Origin of the sequence: Burkholderia sp. CpTa8-5 (assembly GCF_017815045.1) — a bacterium.
GTDB classification, from domain to species: domain Bacteria; phylum Pseudomonadota; class Gammaproteobacteria; order Burkholderiales; family Burkholderiaceae; genus Burkholderia; species Burkholderia sola.
In genome coordinates, this window is sequence record NZ_JAGIQD010000019.1 from 112,549 (window position 1) to 126,372 (window position 13,824).

Genomic DNA, 13,824 nt, shown 5'->3' on the forward strand with positions numbered 1-13,824 from the left:
TGTCGAGAAGGGCGGTCGGCGCGTCGAACGGCGCGCCACCGTCGGCCTGCTCTATGCAGTCGGAATGTCGCGCGATTATAGCGGGTGGCGGCGACGCCGCAATGACGAACGGCGGTTGTCAGGCCAGCACGCGCCGGGCCGCCAGCATGCCCCAGTACGACGCTTCCTCGAACAGCGACAGCCCGGACAGGTCGGCATGCGCGAACACGACGGGGCCGTCGGCATCGCGCAGCGCGAGCAGCCCCGGCCGGCTCAGGAAGCCGACGTCGGGTGTAGCCATCGCATGGCCGCGCACGGTGATCTCGAGCGCGCTCGCGTGCTTCCACAGCTCGCGTCCGTACACGGCCTGCAGGTCGACTGCCGCCTGCTCGCGCAACGCGTCGGGTTTCGCCTGCGCGAGCCAGCGGCGCGTCTCGTCCGGCGTTTGCGTGCTCAATGCCTGATAGGCGGAGAAGACGGAGCGCGTCGGCGGCGACATCCGGATCAACTGGTGCGTCGACACGACATAGCCGAGCCCCGCGCCGCCGTAGACGACGTTGTCCCACGCGAGCGGCACGCCGGCTTCCTCGGCCGGCATGCCGTCGAGCAGGAAGTTGGACACGAGCCACGGCGCGCGCGGCGGCAGGTCGCGCGCGGGTTCGAAGCCGTACGCGGCGAGCTGCGGAAACACGCGCGCCGCGACGAACAGCGGCATCGCGGATACGACCCGGCGCGCCTTCAGCATGAACGTCGACAGCATGCCGTCGTGGCCGACGCGGGCGCACAGCACGTCGACGCCGCCCGCACGTTCGGTCGCGCGCACCGCGAAGCCGTCCCGCGACCATGCGTTCGAGCCGGTGCGCGCGGCGATCGAATCGCCCAGCTTCGTCACCATCGTGTGCAGCCCGTCGGGCCAGGTCAGCACCGCGCCGTCGCCCGCGTCGCCCGCATGGCCGCCGCGCGACGAGAAATAGTGCAGTCCGGCCCACGCGGAGACGTGCTCGTAACCGGCGCCGTAGTCGTCGCGGCAGCAGTAGTCCAGATACCAGTGCAGCGCCTTCGCGGTGTAGCCCTCGTCGCGCAGCCACTGGCGAAACGAGCGCCGGTCGAGTGCGCGCCAGCGCGGGTCGCGCGACGATTCCGCGATCGGGATGCAGAACACCTTGCGGCCGTCGGCGCCGCGCGCGGTGCGCAGCCCGTCCGTGTACGCGAAGAAGCGCGCCTGCTGCGCGAGTGCGTCGGCGTCGAGGCCGGCGGTCGGCACGATGCCGTCCTGCCACTGCCCGCCGATGAACAGCCGTTCGTCGGGTGCGTGGACGAGGGCACGCTCGTCGTACACGGGGCGCGCGGAGAACGGCGCGGATTCGATCACGCCGAGATCGGCGAGCATGTCGCGCAGATGCACGGATTCGAGCGACGGCAGCGGCAGGTAGTGCGCGCCCTTCGGATAGCCGAGCGCGCCGAAGTGGCCGCCGGCCGCGTTGCCGCCGAATTCGGGGCCGGCGAGCACCGTGAAGCGCGTATGGCCCGCGCGCGCGAGTTGCCATGCGCACGACAGCCCGGCCGCGCCGGCGCCGAGAATCGCGACATCCGTGTCGATCGTGCCGGACGGCGGCGGCAGCGTGGCATGGTCGCGCAGCGCATGGCCTTCGCGCATGCCGGGGTAGTCGACGCGCGGTGTCGTCTCGATCCAGCCGGTGCGGCCGCAGGCGGCGAGCGACGCGGCCGCCGACGCGACGAGGAACGTGCGGCGATTCATCAGCGCAGTACGTGCTTCCAGTCGTCGTCGAAGCGGCGCACGAGCGGCTGGTCGTTGAGTTCGTTCGGCGACATCGGCAGCGCCGGCATGTCGGCCGGAAAGTGGAACATCTCGGCGGCCGTTTGCGGATCGAGCCAGCGGGTCGGCACCGAGTAGTGCGTCGGCACCGTGAAATCGCGGCGCTTGCCGGCGATCACGAAGCCCCAGTCGCCGAACGACGGCACGTAGCAGTGGTACGGCCACGTGTTGAACCCGGCTTCGCGCAGCGTCGCGATGATGGTCCAGTACGCATGCGGCGCGAAATACGGCGACGTCGACTGGATCACCGTGTAGCCGTTCTCCGACAGGTGCCGCGCGAGCAGCCGGAATACGGGCACCGAATACAGGCGGCCGAGCCCGAAGTTGGTCGGATCGGGGAAGTCGACGACGATCGCGTCGTACGCGTCGGCATTCGATTCGAGCCAGCGCACCGCGTCGTCGTTGATCACCTGCACGCGCGGGTCCTTCAGCGCGCCCTGGTTCAGCTTGACGAGCGGCGCGGACGTCGAGAACAGCTTCGTCATCGCGGGATCGAGATCGACGAGCGTGATCCGTTCGAGATGGCGGTGCTTGAGCAGTTCGCGCACCGCGAGGCCGTCGCCGCCGCCCAGCACGAGCACGCGCTTCGCCCACGGCAGCGCTTCGATGGCCGGATGGATCAGCGCTTCGTGATAGCGGTGTTCGTCGCGCGACGAGAATTGCAGGTTGCCGTTCAGGTACAGCCGCATGTCGTCGTGCCACTGCGTGAGCACGATGCGCTGGTACGGCGTCGTTTCCGAATAGATCGTCTCGTCACCGTATACGCCGTGCTCGGCCCAGTGCGTGATGCGCTCCGACAGCGCGAACCCGGCGATCAGCAGCCCGATCACGAGCGACGCGCGCATCAGCTTGCCGCGCACGTTGCGGATTTCGTCGCGGAACAGGTGCGTCGTCCACAACGCGACGAATGCGTTCAGGAGGCCGAACAGGAAGCTCGTGCGCAGCAGGCCGAGACGCGGCGCGAGCACGAGCGGGAAGATCAGCGACACGGCGAGCGAGCCGAGATAGTCGAAGGTCAGCACCTCGCTGACGGTATGGCGGAACGCCTGGCGGCGCTGCTGGAACGCGCGCATCACGAGCGGAATCTCCATCCCGATCAGCAGGCCGAGCGCGAGCACCAGTGCGTAAAGCGCCGCGCGAAACGGCGCGGCGAGCCAGGCGAACACGACGAACAGCAGCGCGGCCGATACGCCGCCGAGCAGGCCGACGAGCAGCTCGATGTCGACGAAGCGGTCGAGCACGTCGTCGTCCTCGACGAACTTCGCGAGCCACGAGCCGATCCCCATCGCGAACAGGTAGCAGCCGATCACCGACGAGAACTGCAGGATCGAATCGCCGAGCAGGTAGCTCGACAGCGCGCTGCTGATCAGTTCGTAGCCGAGCCCGCACGACGCGAGCACGAGAATCGACAGGACGAGCGCACGCTTATGCAGCATCGCGCATCCGTTGTGCAGTGTTCGGCAATGTGGATATACTGGCGCGGATTTTCGTCTGGCGGCCCCGTGCGGGCCGACCGGCGACGGGGCGGCGAACCGAGCACAAAATCCGAGGAAAAGAATGAATAGTGCCTATCTTTATGCGGTTCATTTACTGTCGGCGTTCGTGCTGCTTCTTGTGTTCGCGGCAGTGTACCTGAAGGTCACCCCGTTCGACGAACTCGCGCTGATCCGCGACGGCAACGCGGCCGCGACGCTGTCGTTCGGCGGCGCGCTGATCGGTTTCTGCCTGACGCTCGCGTCCAGCATCGCGCACAATTCCACGCTCGGCGAAGTCGTGATCTGGGCCGTCGGCGCGATGATCGTGCAACTGATCACCTATGCGGTGCTGACGCGCGTGATGCCCGGCATGAATCATGCGATCGAGGATCGCAACGTCGCGATGGGCGGCCTGATGGGCACCGCGTCGCTCGTCGTCGGCATTATCAATGCCGCCTGCCTGACCTGACGCGCCACGCGTTTCGAGGAGACCGACATGAGTCTGGGTTCATTCATCCGCAAGCAGTTCATCGACGTCCTGCAATGGACGGAAGACACCGACGGCGTACTGGCCTGGCGCTATCCGATGGAAGACCAGGAAATCCAGTACGGCGGCAAGCTGACCGTGCGCGAAACGCAGGTCGCGATCTTCGTCAACGAGGGTAAGGTCGCCGACGTGTTCCAGCCTGGGCTCTATACGCTGGAAACGCGCACGCTGCCGGTGCTCACGAACCTGAAGAACTGGGATAAATTCTTTCAGTCGCCTTTCAAGTCGGACGTCTACTTCTTCAGCACGCGGCTGCAGCTGGGCCGGCGTTGGGGCACCGCGCAGCCGGTGACGATCCGCGATCGCGAATTCGGCTTCGTGCAACTGCGCGCGTTCGGCATCTACTCGTACCGGATCGTCGATGCGGCCGCATTCCATCGCGAGGTCAGCGGCACGCGCGCGGCCTATACGGTCGACGATCTCGAGCAGCAACTGCGCAACCTGGTCGTCACCGCGATGAGCACGACGTTCGGCTCGGCCGACGTGCCGTTCGTCGACATGGCCGCGAACCAGTCGCTGCTGTCGCAGCGTGTGGCCGACGCGCTGGTGCCGGTGTTCACGCGCTACGGGCTTGCGCTCGACGCGTTCGCGGTCGAGAGCGTGTCGCTGCCGGCCGAGCTGCAAAAGGCGCTCGACCTGCGGATCGGAGCGGGGATGGCCGGCGATCTCGCGCGCGCCACGCAATACCAGACCGCGCAGGCGATTCCGCTCGCCGCGCAAAACCCGGGCGGCATCGCCGGGGTCGGCGCGGGGCTGGCCGCCGGGGCGGCAATCGGGCAGGCGATGGCCGGCCAGATCGCGGGCGCCGCACAACCGGCGCAGGCTGCGCCGCCCGTGCCCGTCGCGGCGCCGATCGCCGCGGGAGCGGCCGAGGGCACCGATTACGTGCAGCGGCTCGAGCAGTTGAAGGCGCTGCTCGACAAGGGCCTCGTGACCGAAGACGACTATTCGCGCGCGAAGGCCGAGATCCTCGCGAAGCTCACGCGGTAAGCGTCGCGCATGTTCCGTACCTCGTGCCCCCAATGCGGCGCGCCGGTCGAGTTTCGCTCGGCCGCGGCGGTGATGGCCGTCTGCGCGTTCTGCCGCAGCACGCTGCTCAAGCGCGGCGCCGACGTCGAGCGCATCGGCGAACTGGCCACGGTGCTCGACGATGCATCGCCGATCCAGATCGGCACGGCCGGGCGCTACGGCACGCGCGCGTTCACGGTGCTCGGGCGCATCCAGATGACCTACGATGCCGGCGCGTGGAGCGAATGGTACGTCGTGTTCGACGACGGCGCGTTCGGATGGCTGTCGGATGCGTCGGGCCAGTACGCGATCACGGTGCGCGAACCCGACGATGCGGCAGGCGCCGCGTGGCCCGCATTCGGCACGCTCGAACCGGGCATGCGGATCGACCACGGCGGCCGCGCGTATCTGGTGTCCGACGTGCGTACCGCACGCTGCACGGGCGGCGACGGCGAGCTGCCGTTCCGCGTCGATGCCGGGTGGGAAGCGCGCGTCGTCGACCTGCGCACCGGCAATGCATTCGCGACCTACGACTATTCCGACGCCGAATCGAACGGCGGCATCCCGGCCGTTTATTCCGGCGAGGCGCTGGAATTCGATGCGCTCGGGTTCACGGGCTTGCGCGATACCGAAAACGATACGCGCGAGAAACGCGGCGCGGAGATGGTGCCGTTCGCGTGCCCGAGCTGCGGTGCGCCACTGTCCTATGCGCCGAACGTGGCCGACTACGTCGTGTGCGGCAACTGCCATGCGGGCGTGCAGTGCACGGCCGAGCAGCAGACCGTGTTCGCGGCGCAGCGCAAGCTGGAATCGGTGAAGGGCGCGCTCGAACTCGGCGCGATCGGCACGTTCGACGGTGTGAAGTACACGGTGATCGGCATGATGCGCTGCCGCGTGCCGGGCGACGCCGAGACATGGGACGAATACCTGCTGCTGAACCCGAAGCGCGGCTTCCTGTGGCTGGTGCAAAGCGAAGGGCGCTGGGAGCGCGTGCAGGTGCTCGACCATTGGCCGACGATCGGCGGCGAATCCAGCGTGACCGATGGCGGCAAGACCTATCGTTTGCGCGAGGAATACGAATCGGAGGTCGTCTACGTGGTCGGGGCATTCAACTGGCGCGTGCAGGCGGGCGACCGCACGTCGATCATCGATTACGGCTGGCAGAAGGACAAGCTCACGCGCGAGCGCAGTGACGCGGAGATCGTCTGGTCGCGTGCGCGGCCGCTGACGGGCAGCGCGCTCGCCGAGCGTTTCGGCACGCCGGCGCTGGCGACGGCCACCGCCGCTGCCGCGGGCGCCACCGAATCGATGGGCCTGTTCGGCAGGAAGGGGCCGCACAGTTTTGCGCCGCTGCCGTTCATGTTCAGCGCGTTGCTCGTGGTCTTCAACCTGGGTTCGCTGTTCTCGTTCACCGGACGCTCCGTCTACGTGCTGGTCGGCCTGCTGGTGCTGTGGCTGCCGGAATGGCTGTGGGCGCGTTTTGCGTCGGACGGGGGCAACGCGTGATCCGGTACATCCTTTACGGCATCTACGGCCTGATCGTCGTCACGCTGTTCAGCTGCGCATCGATCGGCGGCGGCGGGTCGGGCGGTAGCGGGTGGGGCAGTTCGTCGGCGCGCAGCGGCTACTCGTCGTACGGGTCGCACAAATGACCGCGCGCGACGGGGTCGCGCCGTCCTGTGCGGCGCTCGGCTCGCACGTGCTGGCCGACCTGGCCGGCATCGACGCGGCGCTGCTGCGCGACGCCGCGCGACTCGAGGCGATCCTCACCGACGCGGCGCAACGGGCCGGCGCGCGCGTGATCGGCGCGCACTTCCATCATTTCGGCGGCGAGCATGGCGTGACGGGTGTCGTGTTGCTGGCGGAGTCGCACATCACGATCCATACGTGGCCCGAGCATCGTTTCGCGGCCGTCGATGCATTCATGTGCGGCGCGGCGCGCGCGGCCGACGCGGTCGATGCGATCGCCACGGCGCTCGGCACGCATGCGCAGGTTCGGCAGCAGGTGGCGCGGGGCGGTGCGTCGCTCAGTGCGGCAGCGCTTCCGCTTCGGCCCAGCGCTTGAACGAATCGAGACGCCGGCGCGTGTGCACGAGATAGAACGCGCCGATCAGCGGTTCGAGCAGCCAGCGCAGCCAGGACGGCTGCGCACGGAAGTGGTACGTGAACTTCACCTCGGTCGACCCGGGCGTGTGCTCGGTGAAGTTCCAGCTGCCGCTGAAGCGTTCGAGCACTTTCGGCCCTTCGACCATTTCGACGGCGGCGACCTGCGGCGGACGGTACGAGATGTAGCGCGACACCATCGTCGCACCCGACTGGCTGCGGCAGAACGCGTCGACGCCGACGTCGGCGGTCGTTCCGTCGAGCAGATACGCATCGATCAGGAAGTTGTCCCACACGAGCCGCCGGCCGTAATCCTGCGACCACGTGAACAGGCGTCGGCGATCGACGCCGACGGTCCGGCTGACTGAGATCCTCATGAGAGCGCGCGCCAGGGTTCGGATTGGAATGCGATCGAGTGTACCGCGCCAATAACCTGTGTTTCGTCAGACTTCGTCAAGTCGAGCGTGGGCTCGAATGGGATCGATTGACGCACTTCGGGAATTCCCCTACGATTTATCCCAACCCTTCGGGACAGACCCGGAGCGTTTCAATCTCTTGAGGGAGCCTCATGAGTACGCAACAGAACCGGCGCTTCGACGCGCTCGTTTTCATCGGTCGTTTCCAGCCTCCGCATCGTGGTCACCTGAACGTGCTGAAGTCGGCACTGAGCCGGGCCGAGCGCGTGTGCGTGCTGATCGGATCGACCGACAAGCCCCGCACCATCAAGGATCCGTTCTCGTTCGACGAGCGCCGCCAGATGCTGGCCTCGCTGCTCGACGCGTCCGAGCGCGACCGCGTGACGATCGCCCCGCTGCAGGATTCGACCTACAACGACGGCGACTGGGTGCGCTGGGTGCAGGATGCGGTGGCCGGCGCGCTCGGCGACGTCGCGCAGCGCAAGGTCGGGCTGATCGGCCACGAGAAGGACGCCACGTCGTATTACCTGCGGATGTTCCCGCAATGGGCGCTCGTCGACGTCGACGCGACGGAAGACATTTCCGCTACCGAGATCCGCGACCAGTATTTCGCCGAACGGACCAACAGCTTCGTGCAGTGGGCCGTGCCCGAACCCGTGTTCGGCTGGCTCGAGCGGTTCCGCACGCAGCCGGAATTCGCGCAACTGAAGTCGGAAGCCGAATTCATCGCCGCGTATCGCAAGGCGTGGGCGGCCGCGCCGTATCCGGTCACGTTCGTGACGGTCGACGCGGTGGTCGTGCACTCGGGGCATATCCTGCTCGTGCGCCGTCGCAGCGAACCGGGCCGTGGCCTGTGGGCGCTGCCGGGCGGCTTCGTGAACCAGGACGAGCGGCTCGATGCGGCGTGCATTCGCGAACTGCGCGAGGAAACCGGCCTCAAGCTGCCGGAGCCCGTGCTGCGCGGCTCGATCAAGGATCGCCAGGTGTTCGATCACCCGACGCGTTCGCTGCGCGGCCGCACGATCACGCATGCGTGCCTGTTCAACTTTCCGACCGGCGAGCTGCCGCGCGTGAAGGGCAGCGACGACGCCGACAAGGCGCGCTGGGTTCCGCTCAACGAATTCGCGCAGATGCGCAACGTGATGTTCGAGGATCACTTCGACATCGCGTATCACTTCCTGGGGAAGCTGTGACGCGCTGATTCCCCGCATTCGGTCCGCCGCGACAGACGCGGCGGCACTTCAACGGCCTAGAGGAGCTCTAGCCATGCAAAACGATCCCGGCGGCTTTGCCGCGGTTCTCGCCAATCCGATTCTCAACACGGATTCGTACAAGGCCTCCCACTTCCTGCAATATCCGCCGGACGCATCGGCGATGTTCTCGTACGTCGAATCGCGCGGCGGCCGCTATGACCGCACGCTGTTCTTCGGCCTTCAGATGCTGCTGAAGGAGTACCTGTGCAAGCCGGTCACGCACGCGATGATCGACGACGCGCGCGATTTCTTCGCCGTGCACGGCGAGCCGTTCAACGAAGCCGGGTGGCGTCATATCGTCGAGCACTACGACGGCTACCTGCCGGTGAAGATCCGTGCGGTACCGGAAGGCTCGATCGTGCCGGTGCACAACGTGCTGATGACGGTCGAATGCGACGATCCGCAGGTGTTCTGGCTCGCGTCGTATCTCGAGACGATGTTGTTGCGCATCTGGTATCCGGTGACGGTGGCGACCCGCAGCTGGCACCTGCGGCAAACGATCCGCCGCTTCCTCGAAAGGACCGACGACGATCTCGCGCAACTGCCGTTCAAGCTGCACGACTTCGGCGCGCGCGGCGTGTCGAGCGCGGAATCGGCCGCGATCGGCGGCGCCGCGCATCTCGTGAGCTTCATGGGCTCGGATACGGTGCTCGGCGTGCTGGCCGCGAACCGCTTCTATCGCGAGCCGATGGCCGCCTACTCGGTGCCGGCGGCCGAGCACAGCACGATTACGTCATGGGGGCGCGAAGGCGAGGCCGACGCGTACCGCAACATGATCAGCCGCTTCGGTTTGCCGGGCGCGATCGTATCGGTCGTATCGGACTCCTATGATCTGTTCGCCGCGCTCGATTTGTGGGGCGGCGAACTTCGGCAGGCGGTGATCGATTCGGGCGCGACGCTCGTCGTGCGTCCCGATTCCGGCGACCCGGTGACGATCGTGCTGCAAACGGTGCGGGCGCTCGACGTGTCGTTCGGCTCGACCGTGAACGGCAAGGGGCGGCGCGTGCTGAACCACGTGCGCGTGATCCAGGGCGACGGCGTCGACGAGCAGTCGATCGAAGCGATCCTCGCCGCGCTCGACGAGGCAGGCTACGCGGCCGGCAACGTGGTGTTCGGCATGGGCGGTGCGCTGTTGCAGCGGGTGAATCGCGATACGCAGCGCTTCGCGATGAAGTGCTCGGCCATCCGGCGCGGCGGCGTGTGGCACGACGTCCGCAAGGATCCGGTCACCGATCAGGGCAAGCGCTCGAAGCGAGGGCGGCTGACGCTGCTGCGCAATTGGCGCACCGGCGAGTATCGGACGGCGACGCTGCCGGTTGCGTGGGACGATCGGGCGCTGGAAGGCGAATGGGACGAGGCGCTCGAGACGGTGTTCGACACCGGGCGTCTGGTCGTCGATACGTCGTTTGCGGAGGTCAGGGCAAGGGCGCACGCGGGGGAGGTGTGACGCGGGTGGCGCGGCGATTCGACTGTGGGTCGCTTCGCGCCGGCGGCACGCGCATCAGGCTGCGATGCCGTTGCGCCGCTCGGCTGTCCACCGTTTCTCGTGGCTTTCCGGGGGCGGGCGCCCCGTTCTTGCGGAGCCCGCCTGTCCGCCAATACACGAGAGCCGTGTTGGTTTCGGACATGATAAGCGGGCTGTCCCGGTTCAAGGCCCCGTGCGAGTGCGCATTGCATCCGCGACCGCGTCACGTACGCACGTTGCCGCGATTTCCGACGCGCGGGTCCGAGCCGCACGCGCGAGGCGCGCGATTACCAGCGGCTGGATCACGGTGGATTCCCGGATCGGACATTCGACGACGAGCGGCGAGCGCGTGACTGCCGGGCTTTGCGTGATCAGCAGCGACACGCCAAGCTCGCTTGCGACCATTGCCCGCACGAGTTCGATCGACACCGCGCGATAACGGACCTTCGGCGACAGGCCGCACTGCCAGAACGGCGCCATCAGGAAGTCGCGACTATGCGGTAGGTCGATCAGGATGAATGGGTGCGCGGCGAGGTCGTGCAGCGAGATCGCGCGCTTGCGCTTCGCCAGCGCGGATCCGGCGGGCACGAGCGCATAGGGGCGCAATTCGGCCAGACATTCACGTTCGATGTCTTCCGGCAAGCCGACGTCGTACATCAGTGCGAAGTCGATCTGCTGCTTGTGCAGCGCCATGTCGAGCTGCGCGAGATCGCCTTCGACGAAGCGGATGTCCAAGCGCGGATGACGCTGCTGCGCAAGCTCGAGCGCGTGCGGCAAATAGACCGGTGCGATCGTGCTGAATACACCGATGTGCACGACGCCCCCCGGCTCGTCGCCAGCGTCGTCGGTTGCGAACGCCGACGCCGATGCGAGCAACTGACGTGCCTCGGTGAGCTTGCGCTCGCCGAAGTGCGTGAGCGTCATGCGTGTGCCCGCGCCGCGTGTGAACAGCGGATCGTCGAACAGCGCCTCGAGTTCGCGGATCGCCACCGAGATCGACGGTTGCGATACGTTCAGCAGGACGGCAGCCGCGGTCGTGCTGCCCGCTTCTGCGGCCGCGACGAAATAGCGAAGCAATCTCAGCGACAGCGCCATATCGAACCCATACGGAAATCTTATAACCGTTAATTTATTCCGATATTTTATCTGATTGCCTCGCTCGAACAGAATCACCGCATCGGCCGACTCGGCCCGACCTTCAGGAGAAAGATGCCGTGACTGTGTCCAGGCTGCCGCTCGACGGCATACGCGTGATCGACTTTTCCCGAGTGCTCGCGGGGCCGCTGTGTTCGGCGCTGCTCGGCGACCTCGGCGCCGACGTGATCAAGATCGAGCCGCCCGCCGGCGACGATTACCGTGCGATCGGGCCGTTCGCGAATGGCGAGAGCGGGCTGTTCGGTGCGATGAACCGCAACAAGCGCAGTGTCGTGATCGACATGAAGACGGCGGACGGGCAGGCGCTCGCGCAATCGCTGTGCGCGGATGCCGACGTCGTCGTCGAGAACTTCCGCCCCGGTGTGGCCGAGCGGCTCGGGATCGGCTACGCGGCTCTGTCGGCACGCAACCCGGCGCTGGTCTACGCGAGCGTATCGGGCTTCGGGCAGACCGGTCCCGAATCGAGCCGGCCGGCCTACGACATCATCCTGCAGGCGATGTGCGGGCTGATGGACGCGACAGGCTCGCCAGATGGCGAGCCGACGCTCGTCGGCGATTCCGTGTCCGACGTGGTCAGCGGGATCTTTGCGTCATGGGGCGTGCTCGCCGCGCTCGTTGCACGCGATCGAACCGGGCAGGGTACACACGTCGACGTGTCGATGTTCGATGCGACGATGAGCCTGACCGCCGCGCTCGTCGCGCGTTACGCGACCACCGGCAGGGCGCCGCGGCGTGTGGGCAATCGCCACCCGACGTCTGCGCCGTTCGGCGCCTATCGTGCGGCCGACGGCCATTTCGTCGTCGCGGTACTCAACAACAAACTGTTCGGTCTGCTCGCCGACACGATCGGTCTTCCGGCGCTGGTCGACGATGCGCGTTTCGTGTCCGATACGTCGCGTTGCGAACACGAAGCGGCATTGCGCGCGTGCATCGAGCAGTGGGCCGCGACGCGCGCGGTCGACGAGGTCAACACGGCGCTCGGTGCGGCCGGTATTCCTGTCGCACCGATCCGGAACATTCGGGAAGCGCTCGAAAGCGAACAGGCGCGCACGCGCCGCCTGCTCGTCGAGACGGCCGCGGCCGACGGCTCGCCGATCCGGTTGCCCGCCCAGCCGCTGAAGTTTTCCGCGTATCCGGACACGCGTACCACACGCGCGCCGCAACTCGGTGAGCATACGCGCGCGGTGCTCGGCCGAGTGCTCGGGCTCGACGATGCGGCGATCGCCGCGCTCGTGAAAGCCGGTGTCGTTCACGCGGCCGCCGAAACGATCGTCCCCGGCGCTGCCGCATCCGCGCGACGAACCGAAACCCCTCAGGAGATGAACGATGCTTAAACGACTGGGCGTCGACGACGCCGACCTGGAAATCGCCGACGCGATTCGCCGTTTCGCGCAAGCCGAGCTCGCACCGCATGCCGCACGAGTCGATCGCGACGAATCGCCGACGACACGCTATGTGCCGGCGCTGGCCGAACTCGGCGTGATGGGAATGAACCTGCCTGAGCGCTGGGGCGGAATCGGCGCGTCGCCGGCCGCGATCATCCTGTCGCTGGCCGAGATCGCCAGCACGTGCGCGGCGACCTCGTCGATGATCGGTGCCCACTATCTGGCAACCGACTCGGTGCTGATCGGTGGCGACGACGCGCTGCGTGCCCGCTATCTGCCGGATGCCGCGAGCGGCGCGAAGCTGGGCGCATTCGCGCTGACCGAGCCGCAGGCCGGCTCGAATCCGGCCGGCATGACCACGCAGGCCATGCGCGACGGCGACTCCTACCGCATTCGCGGCGTCAAGCACTTCATCTCGAACGCCGATGCCGCGCAGTTCATCGTCGTCTATGCGAAAACCGCACCGGCGCTCGGTACCCGGGGAATCAGCGCATTCGTCGTCGATCGCGATACGGCGGGCGTGTCGGTATCGCCGCCGGAAAAGCTGATGGGCATTCACGGCGCGCCCGCGCACGAAGTCGCGTTCGACTGCATGGTGCCGGCGTCGAACCGGCTGGGCGACGAGGGCAGCGGCTTCCGCACGGCGATGAAGGTGCTCGACAACAGTCGTCTCGATGTCGCGGCGACGAGCCTCGGTATTGCCGAGGCGGCCCTCGGCGACGCGATCGACTGGGCGAAGCAGCGCCACGTCGGCGGCGAGCCGCTCGCGAACAAGCAGGGGCTGCAATGGCGGTTCGCCGACATGAAGACGCAACTGGAGGCCGCGTGGCTGCTGACGCTGCAGGCCGCGGCGCGACGGGCGGCCGGCGACCCGTTTACGGACATGGCGTCGATGGCGAAGCTGTATGCATCGGAGATGGTGGCGTTCGTGACCGATGCCGCGTTGCAGATCCATGGCGGCTACGGATTCACACGTGAACTGCGCATCGAGCGGCTCGTGCGGGACGCACGCATTCTGCGGATCTACGAAGGATCGTCGGAGATCCAGCGCACGGTGATTGCCCGCACGATGCTTGCGTGATCGCCGAATCGAACGAACAAGGAGACGAATGGTGAAGATACTCGTGCCAGTGAAAAGAGTGGTCGATTACAACGTGAAGGTCCGCGTGAAGTCGGACAACACGGGCGTCGACATCGCGAA

General features: G+C 67.1%; 13 protein-coding genes and 1 pseudogene. 10 read left to right on the plus strand and 4 right to left on the minus strand.

Features of this window, described 5'->3' with window-relative positions; genetic code table 11:
• Positions 1-118 precede the first annotated feature (118 nt).
• Positions 119-1,738, minus strand: coding sequence for an NAD(P)/FAD-dependent oxidoreductase (locus J8I35_RS25175; RefSeq protein WP_209927508.1), 1,620 nt, complete (start codon positions 1,736-1,738; stop codon positions 119-121).
• The gene (locus tag J8I35_RS25180) at positions 1,738-3,252 is read right to left on the minus strand and encodes a polyamine aminopropyltransferase (RefSeq protein ID WP_209927510.1); all 1,515 of its coding nucleotides are present in this window, start codon (positions 3,250-3,252) and stop codon (positions 1,738-1,740) included. The genes J8I35_RS25175 and J8I35_RS25180 overlap by 1 nt, the downstream gene beginning before the upstream one ends.
• Before the next feature lie 121 nt (positions 3,253-3,373).
• Between J8I35_RS25180 and J8I35_RS25185 the strand changes: the two genes are divergently transcribed.
• From J8I35_RS25185 to speD, 5 genes are read left to right on the plus strand one after another with little or no spacing between them, the layout of a single operon-like run.
• The gene (locus J8I35_RS25185; protein ID WP_006480820.1) at positions 3,374-3,760 is read left to right on the plus strand and encodes a DUF350 domain-containing protein; all 387 of its coding nucleotides are present in this window, start codon (positions 3,374-3,376) and stop codon (positions 3,758-3,760) included.
• A 27-nt stretch (positions 3,761-3,787) separates the two neighbouring features.
• Positions 3,788-4,828, plus strand: coding sequence for an SPFH domain-containing protein (locus tag J8I35_RS25190; RefSeq protein ID WP_124595093.1), 1,041 nt, complete (start codon positions 3,788-3,790; stop codon positions 4,826-4,828).
• Between the two features lie 9 nt (positions 4,829-4,837).
• Positions 4,838-6,352, plus strand: coding sequence for a DUF4178 domain-containing protein (locus J8I35_RS25195; protein WP_209927512.1), 1,515 nt, complete (start codon positions 4,838-4,840; stop codon positions 6,350-6,352).
• Positions 6,349-6,498, plus strand: a complete 150-nt coding sequence (locus J8I35_RS25200) for a hypothetical protein (RefSeq protein WP_157687246.1) — start codon at positions 6,349-6,351, stop codon at positions 6,496-6,498. The genes J8I35_RS25195 and J8I35_RS25200 overlap by 4 nt, the downstream gene beginning before the upstream one ends.
• Positions 6,495-6,911 carry an adenosylmethionine decarboxylase gene (speD, locus tag J8I35_RS25205; RefSeq protein WP_209927515.1) on the plus strand — a complete coding sequence of 139 codons (417 nt, stop codon included), beginning with the start codon at positions 6,495-6,497 and terminating at the stop codon, positions 6,909-6,911. The genes J8I35_RS25200 and speD overlap by 4 nt, the downstream gene beginning before the upstream one ends.
• On the opposite strand, the gene J8I35_RS25210 is transcribed toward speD, so the two are convergent.
• The gene (locus J8I35_RS25210; RefSeq protein ID WP_175973521.1) at positions 6,874-7,326 is read right to left on the minus strand and encodes an SRPBCC family protein; all 453 of its coding nucleotides are present in this window, start codon (positions 7,324-7,326) and stop codon (positions 6,874-6,876) included. The genes speD and J8I35_RS25210 overlap by 38 nt on opposite strands.
• Positions 7,327-7,517: 191 nt before the next feature.
• On the opposite strand from J8I35_RS25210, the gene J8I35_RS25215 reads away from it, so the two are divergent.
• Complete coding sequence (locus tag J8I35_RS25215; protein ID WP_050014966.1) at positions 7,518-8,558, plus strand: bifunctional nicotinamide-nucleotide adenylyltransferase/Nudix hydroxylase; 1,041 nt, start codon at positions 7,518-7,520, stop codon at positions 8,556-8,558.
• 73 nt (positions 8,559-8,631) lie between these two features.
• Entirely contained in the window at positions 8,632-10,065 is a 1,434-nt protein-coding gene (locus J8I35_RS25220) for a nicotinate phosphoribosyltransferase (protein WP_124630680.1), read from the plus strand.
• Positions 10,066-10,266: 201 nt separating this feature from the next.
• On the opposite strand, the gene J8I35_RS25225 is transcribed toward J8I35_RS25220, so the two are convergent.
• The gene (locus J8I35_RS25225) at positions 10,267-11,178 is read right to left on the minus strand and encodes a LysR family transcriptional regulator (RefSeq protein WP_209927526.1); all 912 of its coding nucleotides are present in this window, start codon (positions 11,176-11,178) and stop codon (positions 10,267-10,269) included.
• A gap of 119 nt (positions 11,179-11,297) precedes the next feature.
• On the opposite strand from J8I35_RS25225, the gene J8I35_RS25230 reads away from it, so the two are divergent.
• The 3 genes and pseudogenes from J8I35_RS25230 to J8I35_RS25240 form a co-directional block, all read left to right on the plus strand.
• Positions 11,298-12,572, plus strand: coding sequence for a CoA transferase (locus J8I35_RS25230; protein ID WP_209927517.1), 1,275 nt, complete (start codon positions 11,298-11,300; stop codon positions 12,570-12,572).
• Entirely contained in the window at positions 12,565-13,704 is a 1,140-nt protein-coding gene (locus tag J8I35_RS25235) for an acyl-CoA dehydrogenase family protein (protein WP_124557011.1), read from the plus strand. The genes J8I35_RS25230 and J8I35_RS25235 overlap by 8 nt, the downstream gene beginning before the upstream one ends.
• Before the next feature lie 31 nt (positions 13,705-13,735).
• Positions 13,736-13,824, plus strand: a pseudogene (locus tag J8I35_RS25240) (electron transfer flavoprotein subunit beta/FixA family protein); the annotation flags it as partial.